This window comes from Agathobacter ruminis (assembly GCF_002735305.1).
GTDB classification, from domain to species: Bacteria; Bacillota; Clostridia; order Lachnospirales; family Lachnospiraceae; genus Roseburia; species Roseburia ruminis.
Map to the genome: position 1 here is coordinate 56,036 of NZ_PDYG01000014.1, position 23,024 is coordinate 79,059.

22 protein-coding genes are annotated in these 23,024 nt (G+C 36.1%); 20 read left to right on the top strand and 2 right to left on the bottom strand.

Annotation, left to right across the window (positions count from 1 at the left end):
• Positions 1–70: 70 nt before the first annotated feature.
• From rfbA to CSX02_RS04205, 16 genes are all read left to right on the top strand, one after another.
• A complete protein-coding gene (gene rfbA, locus CSX02_RS04130; protein ID WP_099385748.1) occupies positions 71–982 on the top strand; it encodes a glucose-1-phosphate thymidylyltransferase RfbA in 912 nt (303 codons plus the stop codon).
• 1 nt (position 983) lies between these two features.
• Positions 984–2,015, top strand: coding sequence for a dTDP-glucose 4,6-dehydratase (gene rfbB, locus CSX02_RS04135; RefSeq protein ID WP_099385749.1), 1,032 nt, complete (start codon positions 984–986; stop codon positions 2,013–2,015).
• Positions 2,012–3,142 (top strand): dTDP-4-amino-4,6-dideoxygalactose transaminase, encoded by a 1,131-nt coding sequence (rffA, locus tag CSX02_RS04140; protein WP_099385750.1) that lies wholly within the window; start codon positions 2,012–2,014, stop codon positions 3,140–3,142. The genes rfbB and rffA overlap by 4 nt, the downstream gene beginning before the upstream one ends.
• Positions 3,132–4,289, top strand: coding sequence for an ATP-grasp domain-containing protein (locus CSX02_RS04145; protein WP_099385751.1), 1,158 nt, complete (start codon positions 3,132–3,134; stop codon positions 4,287–4,289). Before rffA ends, CSX02_RS04145 begins: the two co-directional genes overlap by 11 nt.
• A 9-nt stretch (positions 4,290–4,298) precedes the next feature.
• Positions 4,299–7,010: a YfhO family protein gene (locus CSX02_RS04150; RefSeq protein WP_099385752.1), complete on the top strand. Its 2,712-nt coding sequence runs from the start codon at positions 4,299–4,301 to the stop codon at positions 7,008–7,010.
• Complete coding sequence (locus tag CSX02_RS04155; protein ID WP_099385753.1) at positions 6,994–7,989, top strand: hypothetical protein; 996 nt, start codon at positions 6,994–6,996, stop codon at positions 7,987–7,989. The genes CSX02_RS04150 and CSX02_RS04155 overlap by 17 nt, the downstream gene beginning before the upstream one ends.
• Position 7,990: 1 nt before the next feature.
• Positions 7,991–8,674, top strand: coding sequence for an LbetaH domain-containing protein (locus CSX02_RS04160; protein WP_099385754.1), 684 nt, complete (start codon positions 7,991–7,993; stop codon positions 8,672–8,674).
• Between the two features lie 2 nt (positions 8,675–8,676).
• Positions 8,677–9,111, top strand: coding sequence for a VOC family protein (locus tag CSX02_RS04165; RefSeq protein WP_031544612.1), 435 nt, complete (start codon positions 8,677–8,679; stop codon positions 9,109–9,111).
• Positions 9,112–9,129: 18 nt separating this feature from the next.
• Positions 9,130–9,372, top strand: coding sequence for an acyl carrier protein (locus tag CSX02_RS04170; RefSeq protein WP_031544614.1), 243 nt, complete (start codon positions 9,130–9,132; stop codon positions 9,370–9,372).
• A 24-nt stretch (positions 9,373–9,396) separates the two neighbouring features.
• Positions 9,397–10,797, top strand: a complete 1,401-nt coding sequence (locus CSX02_RS04175) for an AMP-binding protein (protein WP_099385755.1) — start codon at positions 9,397–9,399, stop codon at positions 10,795–10,797.
• A complete protein-coding gene (locus CSX02_RS04180) occupies positions 10,794–11,468 on the top strand; it encodes a GNAT family N-acetyltransferase (protein WP_099385756.1) in 675 nt (224 codons plus the stop codon). Before CSX02_RS04175 ends, CSX02_RS04180 begins: the two co-directional genes overlap by 4 nt.
• Complete coding sequence (locus tag CSX02_RS04185; RefSeq protein WP_099385757.1) at positions 11,465–12,388, top strand: glycosyltransferase; 924 nt, start codon at positions 11,465–11,467, stop codon at positions 12,386–12,388. Before CSX02_RS04180 ends, CSX02_RS04185 begins: the two co-directional genes overlap by 4 nt.
• 6 nt (positions 12,389–12,394) lie before the next feature.
• Positions 12,395–13,105, top strand: a complete 711-nt coding sequence (locus CSX02_RS04190; RefSeq protein ID WP_099385758.1) for a thioesterase II family protein — start codon at positions 12,395–12,397, stop codon at positions 13,103–13,105.
• Between the two features lie 228 nt (positions 13,106–13,333).
• The gene (locus CSX02_RS04195; RefSeq protein ID WP_099385759.1) at positions 13,334–13,837 is read left to right on the top strand and encodes an ATP-grasp domain-containing protein; all 504 of its coding nucleotides are present in this window, start codon (positions 13,334–13,336) and stop codon (positions 13,835–13,837) included.
• Positions 13,838–13,990: 153 nt separating this feature from the next.
• Positions 13,991–15,421, top strand: a complete 1,431-nt coding sequence (locus tag CSX02_RS04200) for an MBOAT family O-acyltransferase (RefSeq protein ID WP_099385760.1) — start codon at positions 13,991–13,993, stop codon at positions 15,419–15,421.
• Between the two features lie 12 nt (positions 15,422–15,433).
• Complete coding sequence (locus CSX02_RS04205) at positions 15,434–16,633, top strand: alginate O-acetyltransferase AlgX-related protein (RefSeq protein WP_099385761.1); 1,200 nt, start codon at positions 15,434–15,436, stop codon at positions 16,631–16,633.
• Positions 16,634–16,712: 79 nt separating this feature from the next.
• On the opposite strand, the gene CSX02_RS04210 is transcribed toward CSX02_RS04205, so the two are convergent.
• Complete coding sequence (locus tag CSX02_RS04210; RefSeq protein WP_099385762.1) at positions 16,713–17,090, bottom strand: zinc-ribbon domain-containing protein; 378 nt, start codon at positions 17,088–17,090, stop codon at positions 16,713–16,715.
• A gap of 578 nt (positions 17,091–17,668) precedes the next feature.
• Here CSX02_RS04210 and CSX02_RS04215 point away from each other — a divergent pair.
• From CSX02_RS04215 to CSX02_RS04230, 4 genes are all read left to right on the top strand, one after another.
• Complete coding sequence (locus tag CSX02_RS04215; protein ID WP_099385763.1) at positions 17,669–19,027, top strand: AAA family ATPase; 1,359 nt, start codon at positions 17,669–17,671, stop codon at positions 19,025–19,027.
• Positions 19,028–19,030: 3 nt separating this feature from the next.
• Positions 19,031–19,732, top strand: a complete 702-nt coding sequence (locus CSX02_RS04220; RefSeq protein WP_099385764.1) for an RloB family protein — start codon at positions 19,031–19,033, stop codon at positions 19,730–19,732.
• A gap of 62 nt (positions 19,733–19,794) precedes the next feature.
• Entirely contained in the window at positions 19,795–20,730 is a 936-nt protein-coding gene (locus CSX02_RS04225; RefSeq protein WP_099385765.1) for an FRG domain-containing protein, read from the top strand.
• Entirely contained in the window at positions 20,730–21,389 is a 660-nt protein-coding gene (locus CSX02_RS04230) for a hypothetical protein (protein WP_099385766.1), read from the top strand. Before CSX02_RS04225 ends, CSX02_RS04230 begins: the two co-directional genes overlap by 1 nt.
• 383 nt (positions 21,390–21,772) lie before the next feature.
• On the opposite strand, the gene CSX02_RS04235 is transcribed toward CSX02_RS04230, so the two are convergent.
• Positions 21,773–22,924: an NERD domain-containing protein gene (locus CSX02_RS04235; protein WP_099385767.1), complete on the bottom strand. Its 1,152-nt coding sequence runs from the start codon at positions 22,922–22,924 to the stop codon at positions 21,773–21,775.
• Positions 22,925–23,024 lie beyond the last annotated feature (100 nt).

A 23,024-nucleotide genomic window follows, 5' to 3' on the forward strand; every position in this document is an offset into this window, starting at 1 on the left:
ATGCGATGTGATATAATGAAATATACGATTATCAGTCTATATGACTTGTTTGTAACCGAGAGGATTTGGTATGAAAGGGATTATTTTAGCAGGTGGAGCCGGTACCAGGCTTTATCCACTTACATTGGTAACATCCAAACAGTTGTTGCCGGTATATGACAAGCCGATGATTTATTATCCCCTGTCCACATTAATGTTGGCAGGTATCCGAGAAATTTTGATTATATCCACACCTGAGGATACACCACGTTTTCAGAATTTGTTAGGGGATGGAAAGCACTTCGGTATTGAACTCAGTTATGCGGTTCAGGAATCCCCAGACGGACTTGCACAAGCATTCATAATTGGAGAGGAATTTATTGGCGACGATGAGTGCGCCATGATTCTCGGCGATAATATTTTCTATGGCAGTGGATTCTCGAAATATTTACGAGATGCTGCAGAGAAAGCAGAGAACGGATTCGCAACAGTATTTGGATACTATGTAGAGGATCCGGAGCGATTTGGAGTCGTAGAATTCGATGAGAATTTCAAAGCGCTCTCCATCGAAGAGAAGCCAAAGCAACCGAAAAGTAATTATGCAGTAACCGGATTATATTTCTATCCGAAGGGGGTCGCAAAGGCTGCAAAGAAGATTAAGCCTTCTGCTCGCGGTGAACTAGAGATTACATCCTTAAATGCGCGTTATCTGAAGAAAGAGCGTTTGGATGTGCGGATTCTTGGCCGTGGGTTTGCGTGGCTTGATACTGGCACGACCAATAGTTTGCTAGAAGCTGCTGAGTTTGTATATATGGTTGAAAAGCGTCAAGGAATTAAGATTTCTGCACCGGAAGAGATTGCGTACAGATATGGTTGGATTAGCCTTGATGAGTTACAAGCTGCAGCAAAACTATATGGTAAATCACCATATGGCAAATATTTGAGAACTGTTGCAAAAGGACGTGTGTTCAGTTCAGAATTTACTGAGAGAGAGAAGAAGTAATATGACAATTATAGTAACCGGCGGAGCCGGATTTATTGGAAGCAATTTTATTTTTCATATGATGGACAAGCATCCGGACTACCGATTGGTATGTCTGGATGCATTAACGTATGCAGGTAATTTAAGCACATTAAAGTCTGTGATGGACAAACCAAATTTCCGTTTTGTAAAGGCATCTATTGCAGATCGTGAAGCAGTCTATCAGCTGTTTGAGGAAGAACATCCGGACATCGTGGTAAACTTTGCTGCAGAGTCGCATGTAGACCGTTCCATCGAGGATCCGGAGATTTTCTTGCAGACGAATATCATCGGAACATCTGTACTCATGGATGCATGTCGCAAATACGGCATCCAGAGATATCATCAGGTTTCTACAGACGAAGTATACGGAGATTTGCCTTTGGATCGCCCGGACCTGTTCTTTACCGAGGAGACACCGATTCATACTTCAAGTCCGTATAGTTCTTCAAAGGCAGGTGCGGATTTGCTCGTGCTTGCATATCACAGAACCTATGGACTGCCGGTTACCATCAGCCGTTGCTCGAACAATTATGGACCATATCATTTCCCGGAAAAATTGATTCCACTTATGATTGCAAATGCATTGAACGACAAGGCATTGCCGGTCTACGGCACAGGCGAGAATGTGCGCGACTGGCTGTATGTAGAGGACCATTGCAAGGCAATTGATTTGATTATTCATAAAGGTACGGTTGGAGAGGTTTACAATGTCGGTGGACATAATGAGATGACAAACCTCGACATCGTTAAGCTCATCTGCAAAGAGCTCGGCAAGCCGGAATCGCTGATTCAGTTCGTGGCTGATCGTAAGGGACATGATATGCGCTATGCCATCGATCCAACAAAGATTCACAATGACCTTGGATGGTTGCCGGAGACCAAGTTCGCAGACGGCATCAAGAAGACCATTCAGTGGTATCTGGAGCACAAAGACTGGTGGGAGGAGATTATCTCCGGTGAATACCAGAATTATTATGAAAAAATGTATGGAAACAGAGGAGAGAGAAAATGATTCCATTTAATATCCCGCCATATGTCGGAAAAGAAGAGGAATATATCAAGGAAGCTATCGCAAGCAAAAAGATTTGCGGAGATGGAGCTTTTACAAAGAAGTGTAATGCTTTTTTAGAAGAATATACAGGGACAACAAAAGCACTGCTTACGACTTCATGTACCCATGCTACAGAAATGGCAGCAATTCTTGCGGATATCCAGCCGGGTGATGAAGTGATTATGCCAAGCTATACATTTGTATCGACGGCAGATGCATTTGTACTTCGTGGGGCCAAAGCAGTATTTGTGGATATTCGTCCGGATACCATGAATATCGACGAAAATTTGATTGAAGATGCAATTACAGAGAAAACCAAGGCAATCGTACCGGTACATTATGCGGGTGTATCCTGTGAGATGGACAAAATTATGGAGATTGCAAAGTGTCATAATCTGCTTGTCATCGAAGATGCAGCGCAAGGTGTTGATAGCAAATATAAGGGAAAGTCACTTGGAACAATGGGTGACTATGGATGCTTTTCATTCCATGAGACCAAGAACCTCTCAATGGGTGAAGGTGGAGCACTTCTGATTCGTGATCAGAAAAATGTAGAGCGTGCGGAGATTGTCCGTGAAAAGGGAACCAACCGCGCGAAATTTTTCCGTGGACAGATTGACAAATATACCTGGGTCGATGCCGGATCAAGCTATTTGCCGAGTGAACTGAATGCGGCATATCTGTATGCGCAGCTGGAAAATATCCATGAGATTCAGAACAATCGTATGAATAGCTGGAACTATTATTATGAGTTGCTGAGTCCGTTGGCACAGCAGGGCAAAATCGAGCTTCCTGTCATTCCGGAAGGCTGTGAGCACAATGCGCATATGTTTTATATCAAAGCAAAAGATTTGGAAGAAAGAACTGCACTTTCCGCATTCTTAAAAGAAAATGATATTACAGCTTCTTTCCACTATATCCCGCTTCATTCTGCTCCGGCAGGAGAAAAGTTCGGTCGTTTCCATGGCGAAGATGTATATACGACCAAAGAAAGCGAGAGACTCTTACGCATGCCGATGTATTATGGACTGAAGAAGGATGAGATAGAATTTGTATGTGAAAAGGTGAAAGAATTCTATGCAGTATAAAGGGTTGAAATTGGCAATTATCGGTGCATCCTATTTGCAAGCTCCACTAATTTTGAAAGCAAAAGAAATGGGAATTGAGACTCATGTATTTGCATGGGCTGCCAATGATGTAGGAGAGTCATTAGCGGATTATTTTTATCCGATTAGCATTGTTGAAAAAGAACAAATTCTGGAAAAATGTAGAGAAATTAATATCGATGGAATTTGCAGTATAGCATCTGATTTGGCGATGATTACCGTAAACTTTGTTGCTCAGGCGATGGGATTGACTTCAAATAGTCTGGCTTGCACGGAGGTGTCTACCAATAAACATTTGATGAGACAGCGATTTGAAGAATGTAATGATCCTTCACCGAGAAGCTATTGGGTGTCAGATGTTGCTGAGGCTATGAAATGTCCATTGACTTATCCAGCAATTGTAAAACCGGTTGACCGTTCCGGAAGCCGTGGAATTACAAAGATATATAGTGGGGATGAATTGGAGTCAGCGATTGCTGTCGCAAAAGCAGAAGGATTCGATCAGCATGTTTTGGTAGAAGAATATGCAGAGGGAGATGAATATAGTGTTGAATATATTTCGTGGAAAGGCAAGCATCAGTTCTTGGCACTCACGAAAAAGTATACGACGGGAGCTCCGCACTTTATAGAGACGGGTCATATTCAGCCGGCTGATGTGTCCGATGAGCTTTTAACAAAAGTGAAGCAGGTTGTAGACCATGCGTTGTCAAGCCTGGGAATAGAATTTGGGGCTTCGCATACAGAGCTAAAGATTGATTCAGACGAAACAATTCGTTTGATTGAAATTGGAGGCCGTATGGGAGGTGATTTTATTGGAAGTGATTTGGTTCAACTTTCAACAGGATATGACTTTGTAAAAGCGGTCATTGATGTTGCGTTAGGCTGTGAACCACAGAGACCAAAGCCGGGTGAAACACATACCGCAGCAGTGCGATTTATTATGAATCAGAATGATGCACAAGATTTGGAAAGATTTTGTCTGAAATATTCGGAATGCGTAGTCAAATATGAATCTGCAAGCGATTTTAATCACGAAGTGGTTGATAGTGGAACGCGATTTGGGTATTGTGTGATAAAAGAAAATAAAATGGCACAAACAGATTGTGCGAAAGCGCTTTTGGGCAGATAGGTGCACTTGATGAATAGAATTTTTAGTGGAATTCGATGGATGAGAGACAAATGGTCAGAAAAGGACAATGGTAAATTCAGATATTTCTTGATTACCTATTCTGTATTATTTGTATTTGCGTCGATATTTATTTTCCTTCAGTTTATAATTGATTCGCGCACACTTATTTGGAATAGTGATGCAAGCGGACAGTATTTGCCAAATTTGTATGAGTTATATACAAACATCATTGATTTTTTTAAGGGTTTGTTTTCAGGTAATTTTCAATCGTTACCACAATATAGTTATAATGCCGGATTAGGAACTGATATTTCGACAAAATATTTTACTGGAATATGGGAATATTTGGGGGTGTTATTAGGCAGACGAAATATTGAATTGACATTTTCTCTTATTATCCTTATTCGATTATATCTTTCCGGTATTAGTTTTGGAATTATGGCGTTCTATTTTAAAAATGAGCGAAAATATGTTATTCCAGGAGCATTACTATATGCATTTAATGGTTTTACACTATATTATGGTGTGAGACATTATATGTTTTTAATTCCGGTTGTGTTATTGCCAATTTTGATAGTTGGAACGCATATGGTGTTGAATCATAAATCCCCGATACTCTTTATAGTGGCTGTTTTTTATCAAGCATGGACAGAATATTACTTCTTGTATATGAGCTCGATTTTTATTGCACTATTTGTGTTAGTTTATTGGGGAGTTCATCGACGGAAATTAGTTGCTTGCGTTAGTGACTTGGGGCGTTTTGTTGGCTACTATCTGTTAGGTTGTTTGATGGCTGCAGTTTCGCTTGCAACAAAAATTGCAAAATTGCTGTCTTCCAGTAGAACCGGAGAAGGAGTTTTGCCGGCTGTAAATTTGTTTTACTATGGGAAATCATGGATTATTACGACGCTTACGCGATTGTTTTCTCCATATACAACAAGTGGCTACGCGCAGTATTATATGTTATATGCAATTACGCCAGTTATAATACTTGCTTTGATAGTACTCTTTCGAACCAAAGGAAAAAGTTTTTTATTACTAAAAATACTATTCATTGTAAGCATCATACTTTTATTTGTTCCTTTGGGAGCTTATATTTTTAGCGGATTTAATTCTCTAGTAAATCGTTGGTGTTATGGATTTACATTGTTATTAGCATATATTTTGACAAAGACATTGCCATATTTCAAAGAGCATTGCAAGTTGGTTTGCATAATAGGGGCGGTGATTTCTGTTGTGTGGGGCGTTGTGCTCCTTTTAAGCGATTCGGTTCGCGAACTATCAACATGTATAGGATACATTGTTTGGCTAATTACTCTTATATTATATTTTGTGATTAATTGGTTGAATAAAAATATAGCTCATTATACTTCTATAGTGTTGGTAAGTGTGGTGCTGTTGGGTAATTTGATTTATAACCCTATATGTGGCAAATTTGCATCGCAATTTTTGGAAACTGGCCAGTGGACCAAAGCCATGGATAACAGTTTGTATTCAGCCAAGAATATAATAGATGATGATAGTTTCTATCGAATCGAAGCGGAATCAATTAGGCAGGCTACGGCAAATGCGCAAAAGATACATGATGCGAAAGGAGTCACTTTGTATGATTCCGTTATGGATGCGGAATTGCTAAAATGCAGTTCAGAATTGGCTAATTCTGAGCAACTTACCATCGGTAATTTTTTTGGATTTAACTCAAGATCTGTTTTAGACAATTTAGCAGGTGTCAAATATTTTGTGACGACAAGCAAATATAGAAGCATACCGTATGGCTTTAAATTAATGGATCGATACAAGCGTGATGATGGTACCCAGGTGTTGGTATATAAAAATACAAAGGATGTTTCGCTTGGCAAAGTATATACCGAAACTGTTCGTGAGACTGAAATTTCAAACCTATCGGCTTTGGAAAAGCAGGAGATTCTGAAAGATGCAGTAATAGTGGAAAATGCTAAATTATCAATGGTAGACACGAAAAATGTGACTTCGAATATTGTGGAACTTAATTATACCGTGCAAAGTAATTCCACGAAGACATTCATAAAGGATGGAATCATAAATGTAAATCGAGCAGATGATTATATATCTCTCTTATTCGAATCACCGCAATACAGTGAAATATATGTGTCACTAGAAGGTATTTCTCCGGATTTGGTAAGCAATAGCTCGGTGTCAATGGGTTATAAAACTAAAAAAGCTAAGGGAAACATTTGGTTATTGAATTCTCAGGATAAGTATAAAACAGAGAACTACCAAAATTATCTTTTTTACATTGGAAGCAATTATAAAAATACATTGACTAAGTGCAAGCTTTCTTTTCTGGTACCGGGGGAATATTCAGTTAGTAAGATTTCCGTCTATGCAGTGAAACGAAATATAGGTACGGATAAAGAAAATGAGTCGGAGAATCGGACTTATCAAGAAAAAGTAGAAACAGACAAAATCTCAGCTTCCATTGATACAAATGAAGAGGGAACGCTTTTACTGTCAATACCGTATAATAAATATTGGTCTGTTTATATAGACGGGGAGAAAGTCGAAACCTATGTTGCTGATTATTGTTGGACAGGTATTGATATAGGAAAAGGAAAACATGAGATTCTGATGAAATACAGTAACCGGGTTTGTGAAGTCGGAGCATATATTTCTTTAAGCGGAATAATGATGTTTTTAATGTTTGTGGTAATAAGGAAGACGAGAAATGCAAGAAACGAATAAGGAATATGGTGGTTTTTTGCCGCTGGAACTAAATGATACGGGGGAGTATTTTGACAATATACCTTCGGAATACATTTCGCGATATAATTCTGGAACTACTGCTTTAATTGCTGCGCTAAAAAGTATTTCGGCAAAAAGATTGTGGGCACCTTATTTTTACTGCCCACTTGTTTGGCAAATGCTACGTGAAAAGTTTACTGATGAATACGACATTGTGCCATATTATCTTGATGAGAATTTAATTCCAATGATTGATTGCATATTAACAGAGGATGATGTGGTCATTGTTGTGAATTATTATGGCCTAATGGATAAGCGAATGCACGAATGGGTAGAAGGAAAAATGAATGTTATTATAGATAATGCGCAGGCATTTTTCTGTGAGCCAGTTATCAAAGAGGGTATCTATAATATCTATTCATGTAGAAAGTTTGTTGGTGTAAGTGATGGGGCTTATCTGATTGCTAAAGAACAAAAGCAACTGCAAGTAGAACCAGGATCTTCGATTGATTTGTTTGGCCCGGTTTATAAATCTGTTGAGTGTGGCACGAATGCAGTTTATCAGGAAAGTTTAAAATGCGGAGAATTGCTTTTTTCTGAAACTACAGGGATGTCAAAACTTACACAGGCTATTTTGAAAAATGCTAATTATCAAATGATAATAGAAAAGCGTAAAAAAAATTTTAACTTACTTCATGAGGCTTTTCACAATGTCCAGAAGATTCCATGGAATATGTCAGATGGAGTGGGATACTGTTATCCACTACTTTTGAATGAAGATTATCGACGCAAGGTAATTGACAAGCAGATATATGTTCCTACTCTGTGGAAAGAGCTCATTGTTCCGGAATTTGAAGGAAGAGTAGAATTCCGCATGTCAAAGAACTGCTTGTGTTTACCAATAGATCAAAGATATGATGAAAATGATATGAACCATATTGTTGAGCTTGTAAATAAAATTATGATGGAGAAAATGTAAAATGCAAAAAGATATAGTGATGGTAGGAACCGGTGATTTTGCAGACTGGATTGCTGATTTTATTGAGAATGATATGAATCGCACCATTCGAGCATATGTAGTAGACCGAAAATACCTTGATAATGATGAATATAATGGCAAACCAGTGTATGCGTTTGAGGACGTGAACGAAATCTTTAATAAAGATGAGGTCAGCTTTGTTATAGGGTTTGTCGGACAGAAAATGTATAAATATCGTTTGGAAAAATATAATCTTTTAGTAGAGCTTGGATATGAGCTTGAAAATATTATTCATTCAACTGCAGTGATTTCTCCAAAAGCGAAAATGGGGAATGGAAATATTATTTTACCTTTTGTGTCTATTTCTAAAGGGGTTGAGATTGGTAATTGTAATGTTTTTTGTTCACAAGTATCACTCTCGCATGATGTGGTAGTAGGGCATGCAAATTATATTGCATCGGGATTTTCGGCAGCAGGTTTTTCTGAAATTAGGAATAATTGTTTTTGTGGAGTTAACTCATCGGTAAATAATGGAACTGTGCTTGCAAATTATACATTTGTGGGAGCGGGGATATTTATATCAAAGGATACCAACGAATATGATGTTTTTACTCCGGAGAAACACGAACCGTTAAAGAGAATAAAAAGTACAAGTTTAAGAATATTTCTATCAAGGAGGAAATAGAAATGAAAATACATCACATAGGTGTATATACCAAAAATATCGAAAAGTCGAAAAAGAAATATTTGGATTTGGGATATAGAGTATCACCAAAAGCTGGAAATCAGGAAATTCAATTGGACTATGAAAGAAATATTAAAATTCTGTTTATGGACAATGGAATTGATGATGTCATGATAGAACTTATAGAACTGCTTGATGAAACAAAACCATCTCCTTTAGATTTTATTCTGAAAGGAAATGCGGGAAATTACAGTGATGCAATTCCGTATCACATCTGTTATGAAGTGGATGATATTGATGCTGCAAAAGATGAACTTAGAAAAAAACATTTTGTATTAATCAATGAAAAAGCCCCGACCACCGAGGTTTTGTATCACAAAAATGTATGTTTTCTGTACAATAAAGCTGCCGGTATGGTAGAATTGATTGAAAAGTAAGAAAAAGGAGATATAGTAATGAATAATTTAGAACAGTATGATGAGATTTTTATGGAAACCTTTGGCGTAGAAAAGAGTGCTTTGAATGAATCGTTTATCAATGAGAATGTTGATGCATGGGACTCGATTGGACATATGAATTTACTTGCAGAATTGGAAGAGGCATTTGATATCACATTAGATGATGATGATTTGATGAATTTCGAATCGTACGAAGGCGGAAAAGATATCTTAAAAAAATACGGAGTCAATTTCGACTAATATAATTCGCAAGGAGAATTGTACATGGAATTCTGGAAAGACTTTTCGGAGGCCAGCGATAAGGTTGCACTCATCGAGGATGAAAAGCAAATTAAGTATGGGCAACTGGAGGAGATGGTTAATCAGCTAATCAAGAAGTATGATAACCGCAAGCTGGCTTTTTTGGTTTGCACAAATACGATAGAATCGGTAGCAATATATTTGTCTTTATTGCGAGCTCAGATACCGGTTGTTTTAATAAATGAACATATTGAAAACGAGTTATTAGCACAATTAATAGATTTATATAAACCTTTTTATTTTTGGGACAACCGCAGCGAAGAATTGAATGGATATCATAAGGCTGATTCATTTGAACGATATAATTTGCGAATGAATCAAGAAGATATAGATTATCCAATACATGAAGAGCTTGGGGTTTTACTTACAACGTCCGGAAGTACAGGAAGCCCGAAACTGGTTAGACAATCTTATAAGAATATTCAAAGCAATACAGATTCAATTGTTACATATCTTAACATTACGGATTCGGATTGCGCATTGACTACGCTTCCAATGCATTACACATATGGATTATCAATTATCAATACGCATATTGCACAGCGTGCAACGCTTGTATTAACAAATGCTACTCCAATGCAAAAGAAATTTTGGTCATTGATTGCGGAACATAAAGTTACAACCTTTGGTGGAGTACCATATACCTATGAAATGTTAAAACGGGTTCATTTCTTTAACAAAGATATTGATTCATTACGATATTTGACACAGGCGGGGGGACGACTCGGAGTTGATTTGCACAAAGAGTTTGCGGAAGGCTGTGCTGATCATAATATCGATTTTGTTGTTATGTATGGGCAGACAGAGGCGACTGCGCGAATGTCATATTTACCGCCACAAAAAACTTTGGAAAAGATTGGCAGCATTGGAATTGCTATTCCAAATGGAAAATTTTGGCTGATTGATGAAAACGAGAATGTTATTTCAGAACCGGAAATCGCAGGAGAGCTGATTTATCAAGGTGAAAATGTGACGATGGGATATGCACAAAGTTTTGCAGATTTAAATCTTGGCTATGATAATGGAAATGTTTTGCATACGGGTGATGTGGCAAAATATGACAAAGAGGGGTATTTCTATATTGTAGGTCGAAAGAAACGCTTTTTAAAAATCTATGGAAATCGAATCAACCTAGACGAGGTTGAAAAGATTTTAAAACAAAAAGGCGTGGATGCGGTTGCTTGCGGTAAAGATGATAATCTTAAAGTTTGCGTATTACAAGATGCGGATAAAACAAAAGCTGAAGAAGTGCTTTTAAATAATACGAATATCCCTCGTTTTGGAATGAAAGTTTATGTTGTAAATGAAATTCCGCGCAATTCATCCGGGAAAATTATGTATACGGAATTGGAGAATAGTTTATGATGACTGTTGATGAAGTAATCAATGGGTTTAAATTGAGAAATATAGAAATTGATAATATCAAGGACGCCCAAAGCATTGACACAAATTTATGTGACTATCTCAGAGTAAAAGTACCTGCACAACTAGAATATCAGAAAGCACTTGAAAATCAGGGTTTTTTTAGAGCTGATCGTATGTTGAAGGCAAGTATCAATATTAAGAAAGATGTATCCTACCTAGATGGGAAACTACGCCAAAGTATCATAAAGAGTGATGAGTATCTGGAAGAAATTTATGATTTGGCAACAAAATCATTCCCGGTTGATCGTCGATTTCATGTAGAGAAAGAATACAATAATGAACTTGCCAATCAAATTATTCGTCAAAGAATGGAAGAAATCAGCGATTATTATGTGGTACTGTACAAAGAAAAAATGATTGGTTTTGCCGGAATCGCGGAGATTGAGCCGGGAATCTATGAAATTAAACTGGCTGCAGTGGATGAAAAATATCGTATGTTAGGAGCTGCATTATCATTGTATGGTTCACTTGTAAAAGAACTACATGAAAAAGGCGGAACAAAATTAATTGGATGGATTTCATCGGTGAATGTAGCTGTTATGAATCTCTATTCTGCCTTACAAGCGAATTTTTCTGACCCGTCAGATATATATATTTGGAGTAAAAAATGAAACTGAGTTTTGTTATTCCGTGCTATCGGAGCGAAAATACAATTTCAAATGTGGTTGACGAACTTGAGCACAAGATGAGTGAGCGACCGGACTTTGATTATGAAATTGTTGCAGTAAATGATCAATCGCCGGATTCCCTTTGGAGCGTGTTAAAAAGATTGTGTGAGCATCACAAGCGGCTGAAGGCTGTGAATCTTGCAAAAAATGGTGGAAAGCCTATTGCACAGATTGCAGGATTTCACTACGCAACTGGTGATATTATAATTTGTCTGGATGATGATGGTCAATGTCCGATTGACCGTCTCTGGGATTTGATAGAGCCACTTAATCATGGATATGATATTGCGATTGCGGCTTATCCGATTAAGAAACAGAGCCTGATAAAGAATATTGGAAGCAATGTAAATCGAAAACTTTCTGAGATTTTAGACGGGAAGAAGAAGGAAATCGTATTTTCGAATTTTATCGCACGGAAGCGTTTTGTGTGTGATGAAATAATTAAATTTCATAATCCGAGAACCAAACTGGATTCCTTGACTTTGCGAATTACAAATAATATCGCAATGGTTGAAATGGAAGAACGTGAGCGTGAAGTTGGTAAATCCGGATATACATTTAGAAAATCATTTAAACTTCTGGTTGACGGATGCTTGGCATATTCGATTGTGCCAATGAGACTGGCATATCTGTTATCTGGTATAAATGGCATTGTAGCGTGTGTAATGTTTGTAGTTTTAATTGTTGAAGCAGTCTTGCAAAAAGCAGTTTTACCATGGTTTATATTATTGAGCATATTTGTCTCAACAATGGTTGTTTTATTCTGTGTCGGATTGGTAGGAGATTATATCGCTCGCTTTTATACTTCGAATAATGTTCCGCAATATGTTGTGCATGATTTAATAAATATTGAGGAAGAGTAGTTAGAAATGAGTCAGTATAAATTATTTTGTATCCCTTATGCAGGAGGCACGGCGAAATACTTTTCTGGATTGAAAGATGCGTTTCAAGAGACAAATGTTGAAGTGATTCCATTAGAATATGCCGGTCACGGCCGAAGAGGAAGAGAAGTAAAATACGATAATTTTGATCAGCTGGCGCGGGATGTTTATGCTCGAATATGTGATAACTGTAAACGCGGGAATGACGACAAAATCATACTATTTGGTTACAGCATGGGTGCTTTAGTAGTTTATGATATTGTTACTCGATTAATGGATGAAACAATGCGGAATCGTGTGGAACACATTTTTTTAGCTGCACATGAACCGCCTGATATTTTGTTCCGAGGAAATGATTTTGCAAAATTCTCGGATGAAGAGTTCCTTGAGGAAATGATTAAACTAGGTGGGATCGATGAACGACTTTTGAATAATCCGAGATTCCTTAAACCGTATCTTACTCTGATTCGTTCTGATTATGGATTACTTGCGTCATATGAGTGGAATGGAATCTTCGAGGATTTTGGTGTTGATATGACTATTTTTTATACAGAAGAAGATACCCCGTTTGAGAATATTTTCCATTGGGGAAAATACAATTCGAAGGAAATTTGTTTTTATAATTTCGCTGGTGGACACTTTTTCTTGAAAGAAAAGCAAGAGGAAATCGTGGATATTATTCGCTTGCAAATAATATAATAGGATAATCCGAGGTATAAATATTCCGATGAATATCATAATGTAAGCACCATTGATAAAGAAAGTGTATTGGAATTGGCGAAAGAGTTAAAGATAGATGAAATTATGACTTATGCGTCAGATGTGTCAGCGGAAACTGTAGCATATGTTGCAGAAGAGATGGGCTTACCGGGAAATCCTCTAGAGACAGTTGTGATTATGACGCAATAAAACAAAACCAGAGCCGTAATGAGAGAAAATGGCTTACGAGTACCAGAAGCAAAGGGATTTACATCTGAAGAGAAAGAGGATGCGCGGGCTTTTTTTGAATCAATTGAAAAACCTGTTGTAATAAAACCTGTGGATGCTTCAGGAAGCAAAGGCGTAAGTAAAGTATATAAAGCAGAAGAATTCGATGAGGCGTGGGAAACCGCATGTCAGTCTAGCCGCTCAGGGAATTTGGTTATAGAGTCTTTTATAGAAAAGAAAGTATATCATATATCAGGTGAAGAATTTGCGTTAGAAGGTAAGCTTGTTTTTGCCGGACTACTAAACGGTAATCGAGATCGACTTTGCAATCCGCTTGTTCCCATCGGAGAAAGTTATCCTCATGTGCTTGATGATTCGTTGAGACAGAAAGTATATGATGAAATACAGAAATTTATTTCGGCTGTAGGCTACAGGCAGGGTGTACTTAATCTAGATATCATAAGATTTGATATGTTCGTTGAAAAAGGAACTGCGGTTAAGTGATTCAATAACGGTGGATGCGGTATGGGCGCCGCAATAATAAAGTTCAAGGATAAAGAAGAAATGTGCTATCGAATGGATCATATGGAAGAGTTTATCCGGGTTGAGATGGAATAATGGCTGAGGATAGCAATTGCTGGAAAGGTTCTAATAAAGATGAGTTTTACAAGTTTAAGTTTTTTATTTGTATTTCTGCCAATATTATTATGCATATATTATCTTGCAAATGACAGGGCAAAGGAATATGTTCTTTTGGCTGCAAGTTTGGCTTTCTATGCATTAGGGTCTTTAAAATATCTGGTGTTATTTGTAATTCTTACAGCTGCAACAGTGTGCGTTGGACGCGTTTTGTCATCAGCTTCACATAAAGTAGCTAGAGTTTTGTTGTTAATTCTTGGAATTTGTGTAAACCTTATTCCACTTTTTTATTACAAGTATTTCGATTTTGCAATCGATACTTGGAATCGTGTTTCCGGCAGTGATATTCAGATGCGAAATCTTGCGCTTCCGCTTGGCATTTCATTTTTTACATTTAAGGCAATTTCCTACATTGTGGACACTTATAAAGAAACAATTGATTTAAATGATAGACTGGTGCATGATGCCTTATATCTTTCATTCTTCGCACAGATTCAGTCGGGTCCTTTGAATCGGTATGGAGAAATGAACTGTGAAATGACTGAAATGGAAGGCAGAAGATACATGGGGGGGCGTTTGTTCTCTGATGGAGTTTATCGCTTTATGATTGGCTTCAGCAAAAAGATTTTGCTCGCGAATATGCTTGCAAAGATTGTAGATGAAGTCTATGCAACTCCGATGGAAAATTTCACGACCGGCTATGCTTGGCTGGGATCTATTTGTTTTTCGCTTCAATTATTCTTTGATTTTTCCGGATATTCAGATATGGCAATTGGAATTTCAGAAATGTTTGGATATCCATGTCGGGAAAACTTTATCTATCCATATATCACAGAATCAGTTTCGAAATTCTGGCGCAGATGGCACATTTCGCTCAGTGAATGGTTCCGTGATTATGTCTATATTCCATTAGGCGGATCAAGAACCAAGCATGCCTGCATGGTTTATTTCAATCTGTTTGTAGTATGGCTTTTGACAGGAATTTGGCACGGCGCAAATTGGACTTTCATTGCGTGGGGATTAGGCTATTTTGTTTTGATTTCGTTTGAAAAGATGACCGGCTGGCCTGACCGTTTTAAGACAAAATTTGGAAAAATTATCTGGAGAATCATCTCGATATTGTTTATCAACATCCAATGGATTTTATTCCGTTCAACAAACATAAGAAGCGCACTTTCATTTGTCAAAAGACTGTTTATATGTAATTATAATGAGCTTACCAACAAAAGAATGTGTTTCCTGATGAAGGAATATTGGGTGTTCATTGTCGTTGCAGTTCTTTTAAGTATGCCGATTGTCCCGATGATATTTAAAAAGACAGATAATCATACGATTGCAAAATTAGTGGCAGAAGTGATTGTTGGACTGATAATCGTGTTTGCTTTTATTTGGTCGATTTCGCTCGTGCTTTCTGGTTTGAATAATCCGTTTGCATATGCGAATTTTTAGGGAGGTGGCGAAATGACAGAGAATTTACGAATGAAAAAATGCCTTGCGGTTTTCTTTTGCATTTTGCTTATAGTTGGTTTCCTGAAAAATGGAGCTTATTTGCAAATCGCGAAATACAGTGAATATGTGAAGCAGGATGCGAATAAATTGGATGCAGATGATGCGATTACCATGACTACGATAGAATCTGATTTTTCATCAGAGCTGTTTGGAAAGCGACAATTGTTTGATATGAATGGTTCGCTTCTTCGGGGGTTAAATATCAGAAGCTATTATAGTGGAAATAATATATATGTGATGGATGGAGATTATATTGTATCTTCGTCACCGAAGACATCAACGGATTATGAACTGAAAGAGATAAAGGATTTTAATTCATTCTTGTCCGAACATAATATAAACCTCTTATACGTGAGTACACCGACAAAGTATTTGGATGATTCATTGTTTGCTGAACAATTTGGGATTGAATCATATTGTAATCGCAATGCAGATTACTTTTTGTCTCGACTTGATGAAGCCGGAATAGCCAATATTGATTTGAGAAAGAATCTGATTGCGGATGGTTTGGATGTGAAGGATTTGTTTTATCGTACTGATCATCATTGGACCGTGCCGGCAGGACTTTGGGCAACGAAGTATATTGCAGAGGGGCTTAATCAATACTGTGGATATTCCATTGATACATCCATTTATGATAAAGAGAACTATGACTTTACGACTTGGGAAAACTGTTGGTTAGGAGAACAGGGGAAAAAAGTATCAGCCGCTTATGTTGGATTGGATGACTATACGAAAGTTACGCCAAAGTTTGATACCAGCTATACTTTTTCGACAAGTGATGGAAAAATTAAGGGTGATTTCAGTTATTTCATAAGCGAGAGTACCTTTAATCAAGACAAAAACATCTATGATGAAACAAGCTGGCACTATGCATATCATAGATATAAATTCGAAAATCATAATGTGAAAAAGGGAAATGTACTTTTTATTTGTGATTCGTTTGGACATGCGACGCTTCCATTTCTGTCATTGGGAGTTCATAGCGGAAATTCGGTAATCTTGCGCGACTATAATCTTCAAAAATTTGATCTTCGCAAGTACATAGTTGATAATAAGTTTGATACTGTGGTGGTATGTTATGCTCCGTTTATGATTGGTGCGCATGATAATGAGAAAAGCGCAAATTATAGGATGTTTACATTTAAGTGATGGTCCATTGGGGACGGGGGTTAGCGAATAGTCCTGTGTCCCCAAAGTTGTAGTACCACACCTCAAAAGAACGTAAGAATTATAGATAAAACAGAGCGGCGATTCCGCCCAAAATAATCACTAATACAATTCGAATGATGATAAACACAATGCTCATGATTAAAGCAATCTTTGACATAGTGATTACTTCCGGTTCAGATTGGTCTTGAGAATTTAACACAATAGAGGCAATAATGATTGCAGCGATTTCTGCAAGAAGACCACCCAAAAAAATACTGATAATTGAAATCACAAGTGCGACAATACTAAGTATTTTATTTGTTGACATTCGTTGAGGATGTGAATAATAATTTGATTCGTAACTGGTCTGTGTATTTTGCCTCGCGCCACAATTTGGACAAAAGGATGATTCTGTTGCAATCTGCATTCCGCAGGATGGACAAATCTTCATAGTCATATTAGTTCTCCGTGTATATAATTTTTAATAATATAAGCGTTGTATGTGCTACGTTATGATATCCTCGTTCTATTCAAAAAATGAGGAAGTGTTGAAGGATATCTATGGAAAGTATTATAGCAAGGATACTAAAACTTTTCTAGAGGTTTTACATCTCATCATTAAGGTTGTCCTAGTATAGTTAATTTGTAACACTCATGCTGTATTCGTCAACCGAAAAATCGGTCAAGGAGGGTGCGGATGTTTCCTTGGATTGATTGCTTAGTCCAAGAAAACGTCCGCACCCTCAATGGCTCACTTTTAGATTAGCATTTATAGTTAAAGCAAAGTATGCGCTATCAGAAATGGTTCGAAGAAGTCCAAGCATACAAAGCCCGCCCGCCGCCTGCATTTGTGGAATTAAAACCACGATCCGGCCATTAACGGTATAGATGCGATTATTACAAACAATAATGGCAAAATGCAAAAAGAAAACAGTTATAAAGAGAAAAAATCTCCAAATAATAAATCCGCGGTTGACTTCGGGTTATATAAAAAGTATAATAAATCTATCTATCAATAAAAGGAGCGTGATTATCATGTTGACGAAAATAACTGTAGGGAATTTTAAATCCTTCAACAAGGAAGCTGAATTAACAATGATTTCATCAACAAAAATACGAACAAAAGTTGATCACCGTGTAAAAGTTGGTAGTTCTACACGATTGTTAAAACATTCGACAGTTTATGGGGCTAATGCTGCGGGAAAAAGTAACTTGATAGAGTTTTTTAAGTTTTTCAAATTTACAGTAGAAAATGGATTACCTGTTTCTTGTGCCAAATATTTTTGCAAGAATAATGAAGAGAACGAGCAGAGAGACAGTATTTTTGAAATTCAAATGGAAATCGATGGGAAATTCTATGCATATGGGTTTACTGCTCGATTGGCAGAAAGGTGGATTACTGGAGAATGGCTTTATGAATTATATCAAAATGGGTCTGCTAGAAGAATTTTTGAAAGAGAAAGTAATTCTAAACCTGAACTAGATAGTTCTGTAAGTTTAACGAAAGATGAAAAAACAAAATTCATAACTTACGCTGATGATTTCGAGGATAATATTGTTGGTTTGTTTTTGACAGAAATGAATCGTGGGAAAAAAATTAATGAAGATTCAAATCTACAAATTTTCAGACTTGTTTTTAATTGGATAAAAACACATATAGTAGTGGTATCGCCTAATGAACCAATCACTGACTTTAAGTATTATTATGAAGAAGACTCATTAGAACTTATCAATAAATTGATTTCTACATTTGATACTGGTGTTACGAATGTTCGTATTGAAGAAATTGATACAAATGAGTTGTCAAAAATGCTTCCAAAACCAATTATTGATGATGTAATGGAACAAATAAAGAAAAACATGGACGAGGCAGGCAAGGCGCCATTTAGAATGTCAGGTAGATCTGATACAATGTTTTTTAATATTGAGGGAAAGGATAATGAAGATCTTAAGATTACAACAATAAAATTGAAACATGGAAAATCACCATTTGATTTTGATTTTGAAGACGAATCAGACGGTACAAGAAGATTATTTGACTTGTTGGATATGCTTTTGATAAAGGAAGATGACATTGTTTATGTGGTGGATGAATTAGAGAGAAGTCTGCATCCAAAGTTGACAGAACATTTCTTAAAATTATTCGGTGAGAGACATAAAAATCATAAAATACAATTGATTTTTACAACGCATGAGTCATCTATTATGGACCAGGAATTATTCAGAAGAGATGAGATATGGTTTATTGAAAGGGATGATGAAAATAATAGTTCTATATATTCATTAGATCGCTTCAAGGAAAGATATGACAAAAAATTGAGTAAGGCTTATCTTGAAGGTAGATATGGAGCCATTCCGGTGTTTAAAAAATTTGAATTTGGAGAGGGGGAATAGAAAATGGCCCCAATCCGTACATATTCAGACTGGAATAAAAGACCATCGGATGATGAGGTTAAAAAGGAACCGTATAGAAAATACTTTTTTATATGCGAAGGAGTTAATACTGAAGTTTGGTATTTTGAAAAACTCATTGATATGAGAAAACAATTGGGAATTCATCCATTGATTGATATTAGGTTGATGGAAAGAACTGATGAGGATAGAGGATATTCAAATCCTAAAGCTCTTATTGAGTTTGCAAATGCGCAGAAGAAAATAACCGAAAATAAATTTGATCCGAAGCATGACAAGATGGTTATAGTATTTGATGCAGATATTTATAAAAATAAATCTGATGAATACTTGGAAATATTGGAAAAAGGTAGAGTAGACAATATTTTAGGTGTCACAAATCCTAGTTTTGAATTGTTTCTTCTTCTTCACTATGAAGGAGCATACGAAGAGATAATAGAACCTAAATTGGATGAGATTCTTGAGAATACCAAAATTAAGAAAAGACGTTATATTACTATTCTGTTCACAGATAAAAGTGGAATGAATCCAAAAGAAAACCCGCATATAGGAGAATTGGCAAATAATATTGATATTGCTATTAAGCAAGAAAAGAAACTGAATCAAAATCCAGATTTGGCAATTGGTAATCTTACTAGCAATATTGGAAGTATCATTGAAATGATTAGAAATGATGAAGCAAATTAAGACGCATATATTCAAATAGGTACCGGATTATCTGGTACTTATTTTGTATTCGGAGGAGAAGTATGATTTATGAATCAAAAAGGAATCAAAGAGGATTTAAGAATTATGTTGTAGAAAGTATAGAGGATTATATTGAATTAGTAACAAGGCTGTATGTTGAAGGAAAAGAATATTGGTTTAGGGGGCAAAATGATGAAGCGTATAGGCTAGTTCCGACCGGATTGAGAGAATTATATGCTATTCAAGACTCAAGAGGTAATCAATTTGATAAACCGATTAAGGATAATGCTTGTAGTGGATCAAATAATATAGTTGCTTCTTTACCAATAAATGAGATGGTAGAAGCGTTTTCAATCGAAGCAAGAGAATATGTTGAATATGATGTAAATAATCAAATAGAATGGGAATGCATTGCACAACATTATGGCTTGCCGACAAGATTATTGGATTGGACAACAAATGCATTAGATGCATTGTATTTTGCAGTAAGTGATTGTGCGTTAAAGGACGATGACGGGTGTTATGATTCTTTCCTTGAATCAGGATTTGGCGGACAGGGAGGAGTTGTTTTTGTTATTGACCCTCTTGAGATAAATAGAGAAACGGTTCCGTTTCGTGATGGGAAAAAATCGTTTGTATTTGATGTAAATAATGATAAAGAAATGATTTCATATTTTTTGAATGAGTGTTTACCACCTGTGTGTATTAGCGGAATAAATAAAGAAAAAAGAATATGCCGCCAGTCAGGAAATTTTACTACTACTGGAAAATTGACATACGCATTTGATTTTTATCAAGTTTTACAGGAAAAAATTATTAAAATATTAATTCCTTTTTCGTGTTTTGAAAAGATAAGATTTCAATTAAATGCACTTGGAATTAATCATAGTGCGATATATGTGAATGAAGATGAAAAGGATGTGATTGCTAAAAAAATAGCGGAGAAAACAAAGAAAAGTTTTTATGATAGTCTATTTGAAAAGGAGAGATTAAGTTGATGTCTGATAAAATAATAGTGGCGTTAATATCGGCTGGTGGAGTTATTCTTGGTGCAATAATATCAGCAATAATTGGTTTGCTGAATGCACGTATAGAAAAGAATCGAAGGAAAAATGAAGTGCTTGAGAAGGGATTTGAGGTAAAACGAGAACAATTAGGGGAAATTTATGAGGAATTATTATCAATATTAAATACATTTCCTAAAGTTTCTCCAACTGATATCTTGAAAAATATTGAGTTTCCTCCATGTTATTCTATGGAATCTTTTGAGTCGGTGATAGAAATACTAAACTATCAAATAAATGATGGTAAGGAAAAATTGGATTCAGAAATGGTATCACAGAAAGAGAAGCGTGATATAAAATCCGATATTGAAAAAAGAAAATATTGTATAGAACAAATAAAAAAGAATCAAGAAGATTATTTTAAGGCTAAAGAGGCATTTTGTCTTTTTAAGCAGAGTGACAAAATGATCATTGATATGTATGCAGGCCAAAGTGTACGAAACTGCTTAGTAGAGTTCGAAGTTGTATTACATAATGCATTTATTTCTGGTCACAGTGTAGGTGATGCATACGATTCATCAAAGAATTTGATTGAAGTTACTAGGAATAAAATTGTGAATGCAATACGAAATGATATTGGAACAATTCGATAGTTGGGAAAGAAGAAAGGAGCAGAACCCGTTCTTCTTTTTTTGTTGCGATTATAATCGTCAAAATCTGTTTTCTGTTTGTAAACGGTAAACCATGAGTACCTCGTACACATAGTTAAGGTTTGAGATAATCTCTATATAAAATACGCGTAGACTCTACGGACTCTGCAGAGTCTACAGACACGATATGGTGTTGAATGTCAAGTAAAATTGACCCACATTTACATTTAATTCTGACCCACCCGATGGATTTTTCAAGGGGCGGGTCAGTTTTTTTGTTATTCCTATTTTTTACACTTTGTTTTGACCCACTGTATGTGCTAATTTAAATTTAGGTCACTTGGCTCATTGAAAATTAGGTCACTCCAAGACCACTATGATATCCTTTATCTATTAAAAGATAAGGGAGGTGTTCTATCCTTATATACAGATAAATAATCGTAAAGATTCCTCAGATATCGTTTATTTAATCCACATTCCCTTTTTCCTTCCCTAACAATGCGATATAGCATCTTCGCATCTAATTGTTGTATTATTTTTCGAGCCGGTCTTACTTCTTCTCCATATTGGTTATGAAACGTAGACGTTAGCCTTAGTTTCGGACTAAATTTATCCAAGATTCCTTCCCCAATCATTTCGTTTAACATACTACTTTTATTGACCATTATGTTGTAATACAAATCGAGTTCATTATTATCAAAAAACATTCCTGGATACTTTTGAATGTATTCCTTTCTTTTTCTCCAATAATCAAACAGAGATATTTCATTAGTCTGTGCATCAATTAACATCGCTAATAAGTGTTCTAAAGAAATTGATAAAATTGGATTTCCCTCGTTATAATACTCTTTAAATAATGAATGTATATTTGATGCAATAAAATCCATTGGATACATAAAAACATGTATTAAAAAAGAATCCTCCACCTGACCTTCTACATAGTTTTTACAACATTCAAATTTATATTTTTTATTCTTTTTCAAATAGTCCGAGACAGCACTTAACGTCTTATATGCCTTTTTTACCTTGTTATGTATCTGTAATTTTATTAAATCATCCTGTCCAAACCCACTAACATCAAATGTTCCTGATTTGCATTCAAAGATTGCTATGTCTTGATTACAACGTACGACAACATCAAGCTCCATCCTCTGTTTTTCATTAGGATAATAATAAACTGTATGAAATACATCATCCCCGATACCTTCCGCAATATTAACTGTTAAAAGTTCAAACAATTCACCTTTATTTTTTGTATAAGTATCATTTTCTTTGCTACTTGCAATCTTCTTTACCTCCTTTTCAATCCTAAAAATGGTATACTCAACAAAATCTTCACAGCAAAAAATAAAGTACCTATCATTTTCTCTAAATAAACATGCATTTCTATCTTTCAAATCAGCTATATCTTCAGAAAAAATATCCATATAAGCAAGAAACGATTGCTCTTCTGTTATTCCTCTTACAAGTCGGATATCATTCAAATCAAAACTAAAATCTGTACTTCTTAATAAATTGTGTTTCTGAGTACTATCCATCTTTAATCCTGAAAAAACTTCTGTATGTAACCCTAAATAGGTAAGCGCCTAATAATCCGGCGGATTTTATAGGCTCCCTTTATTTTTTATAATCATTGAT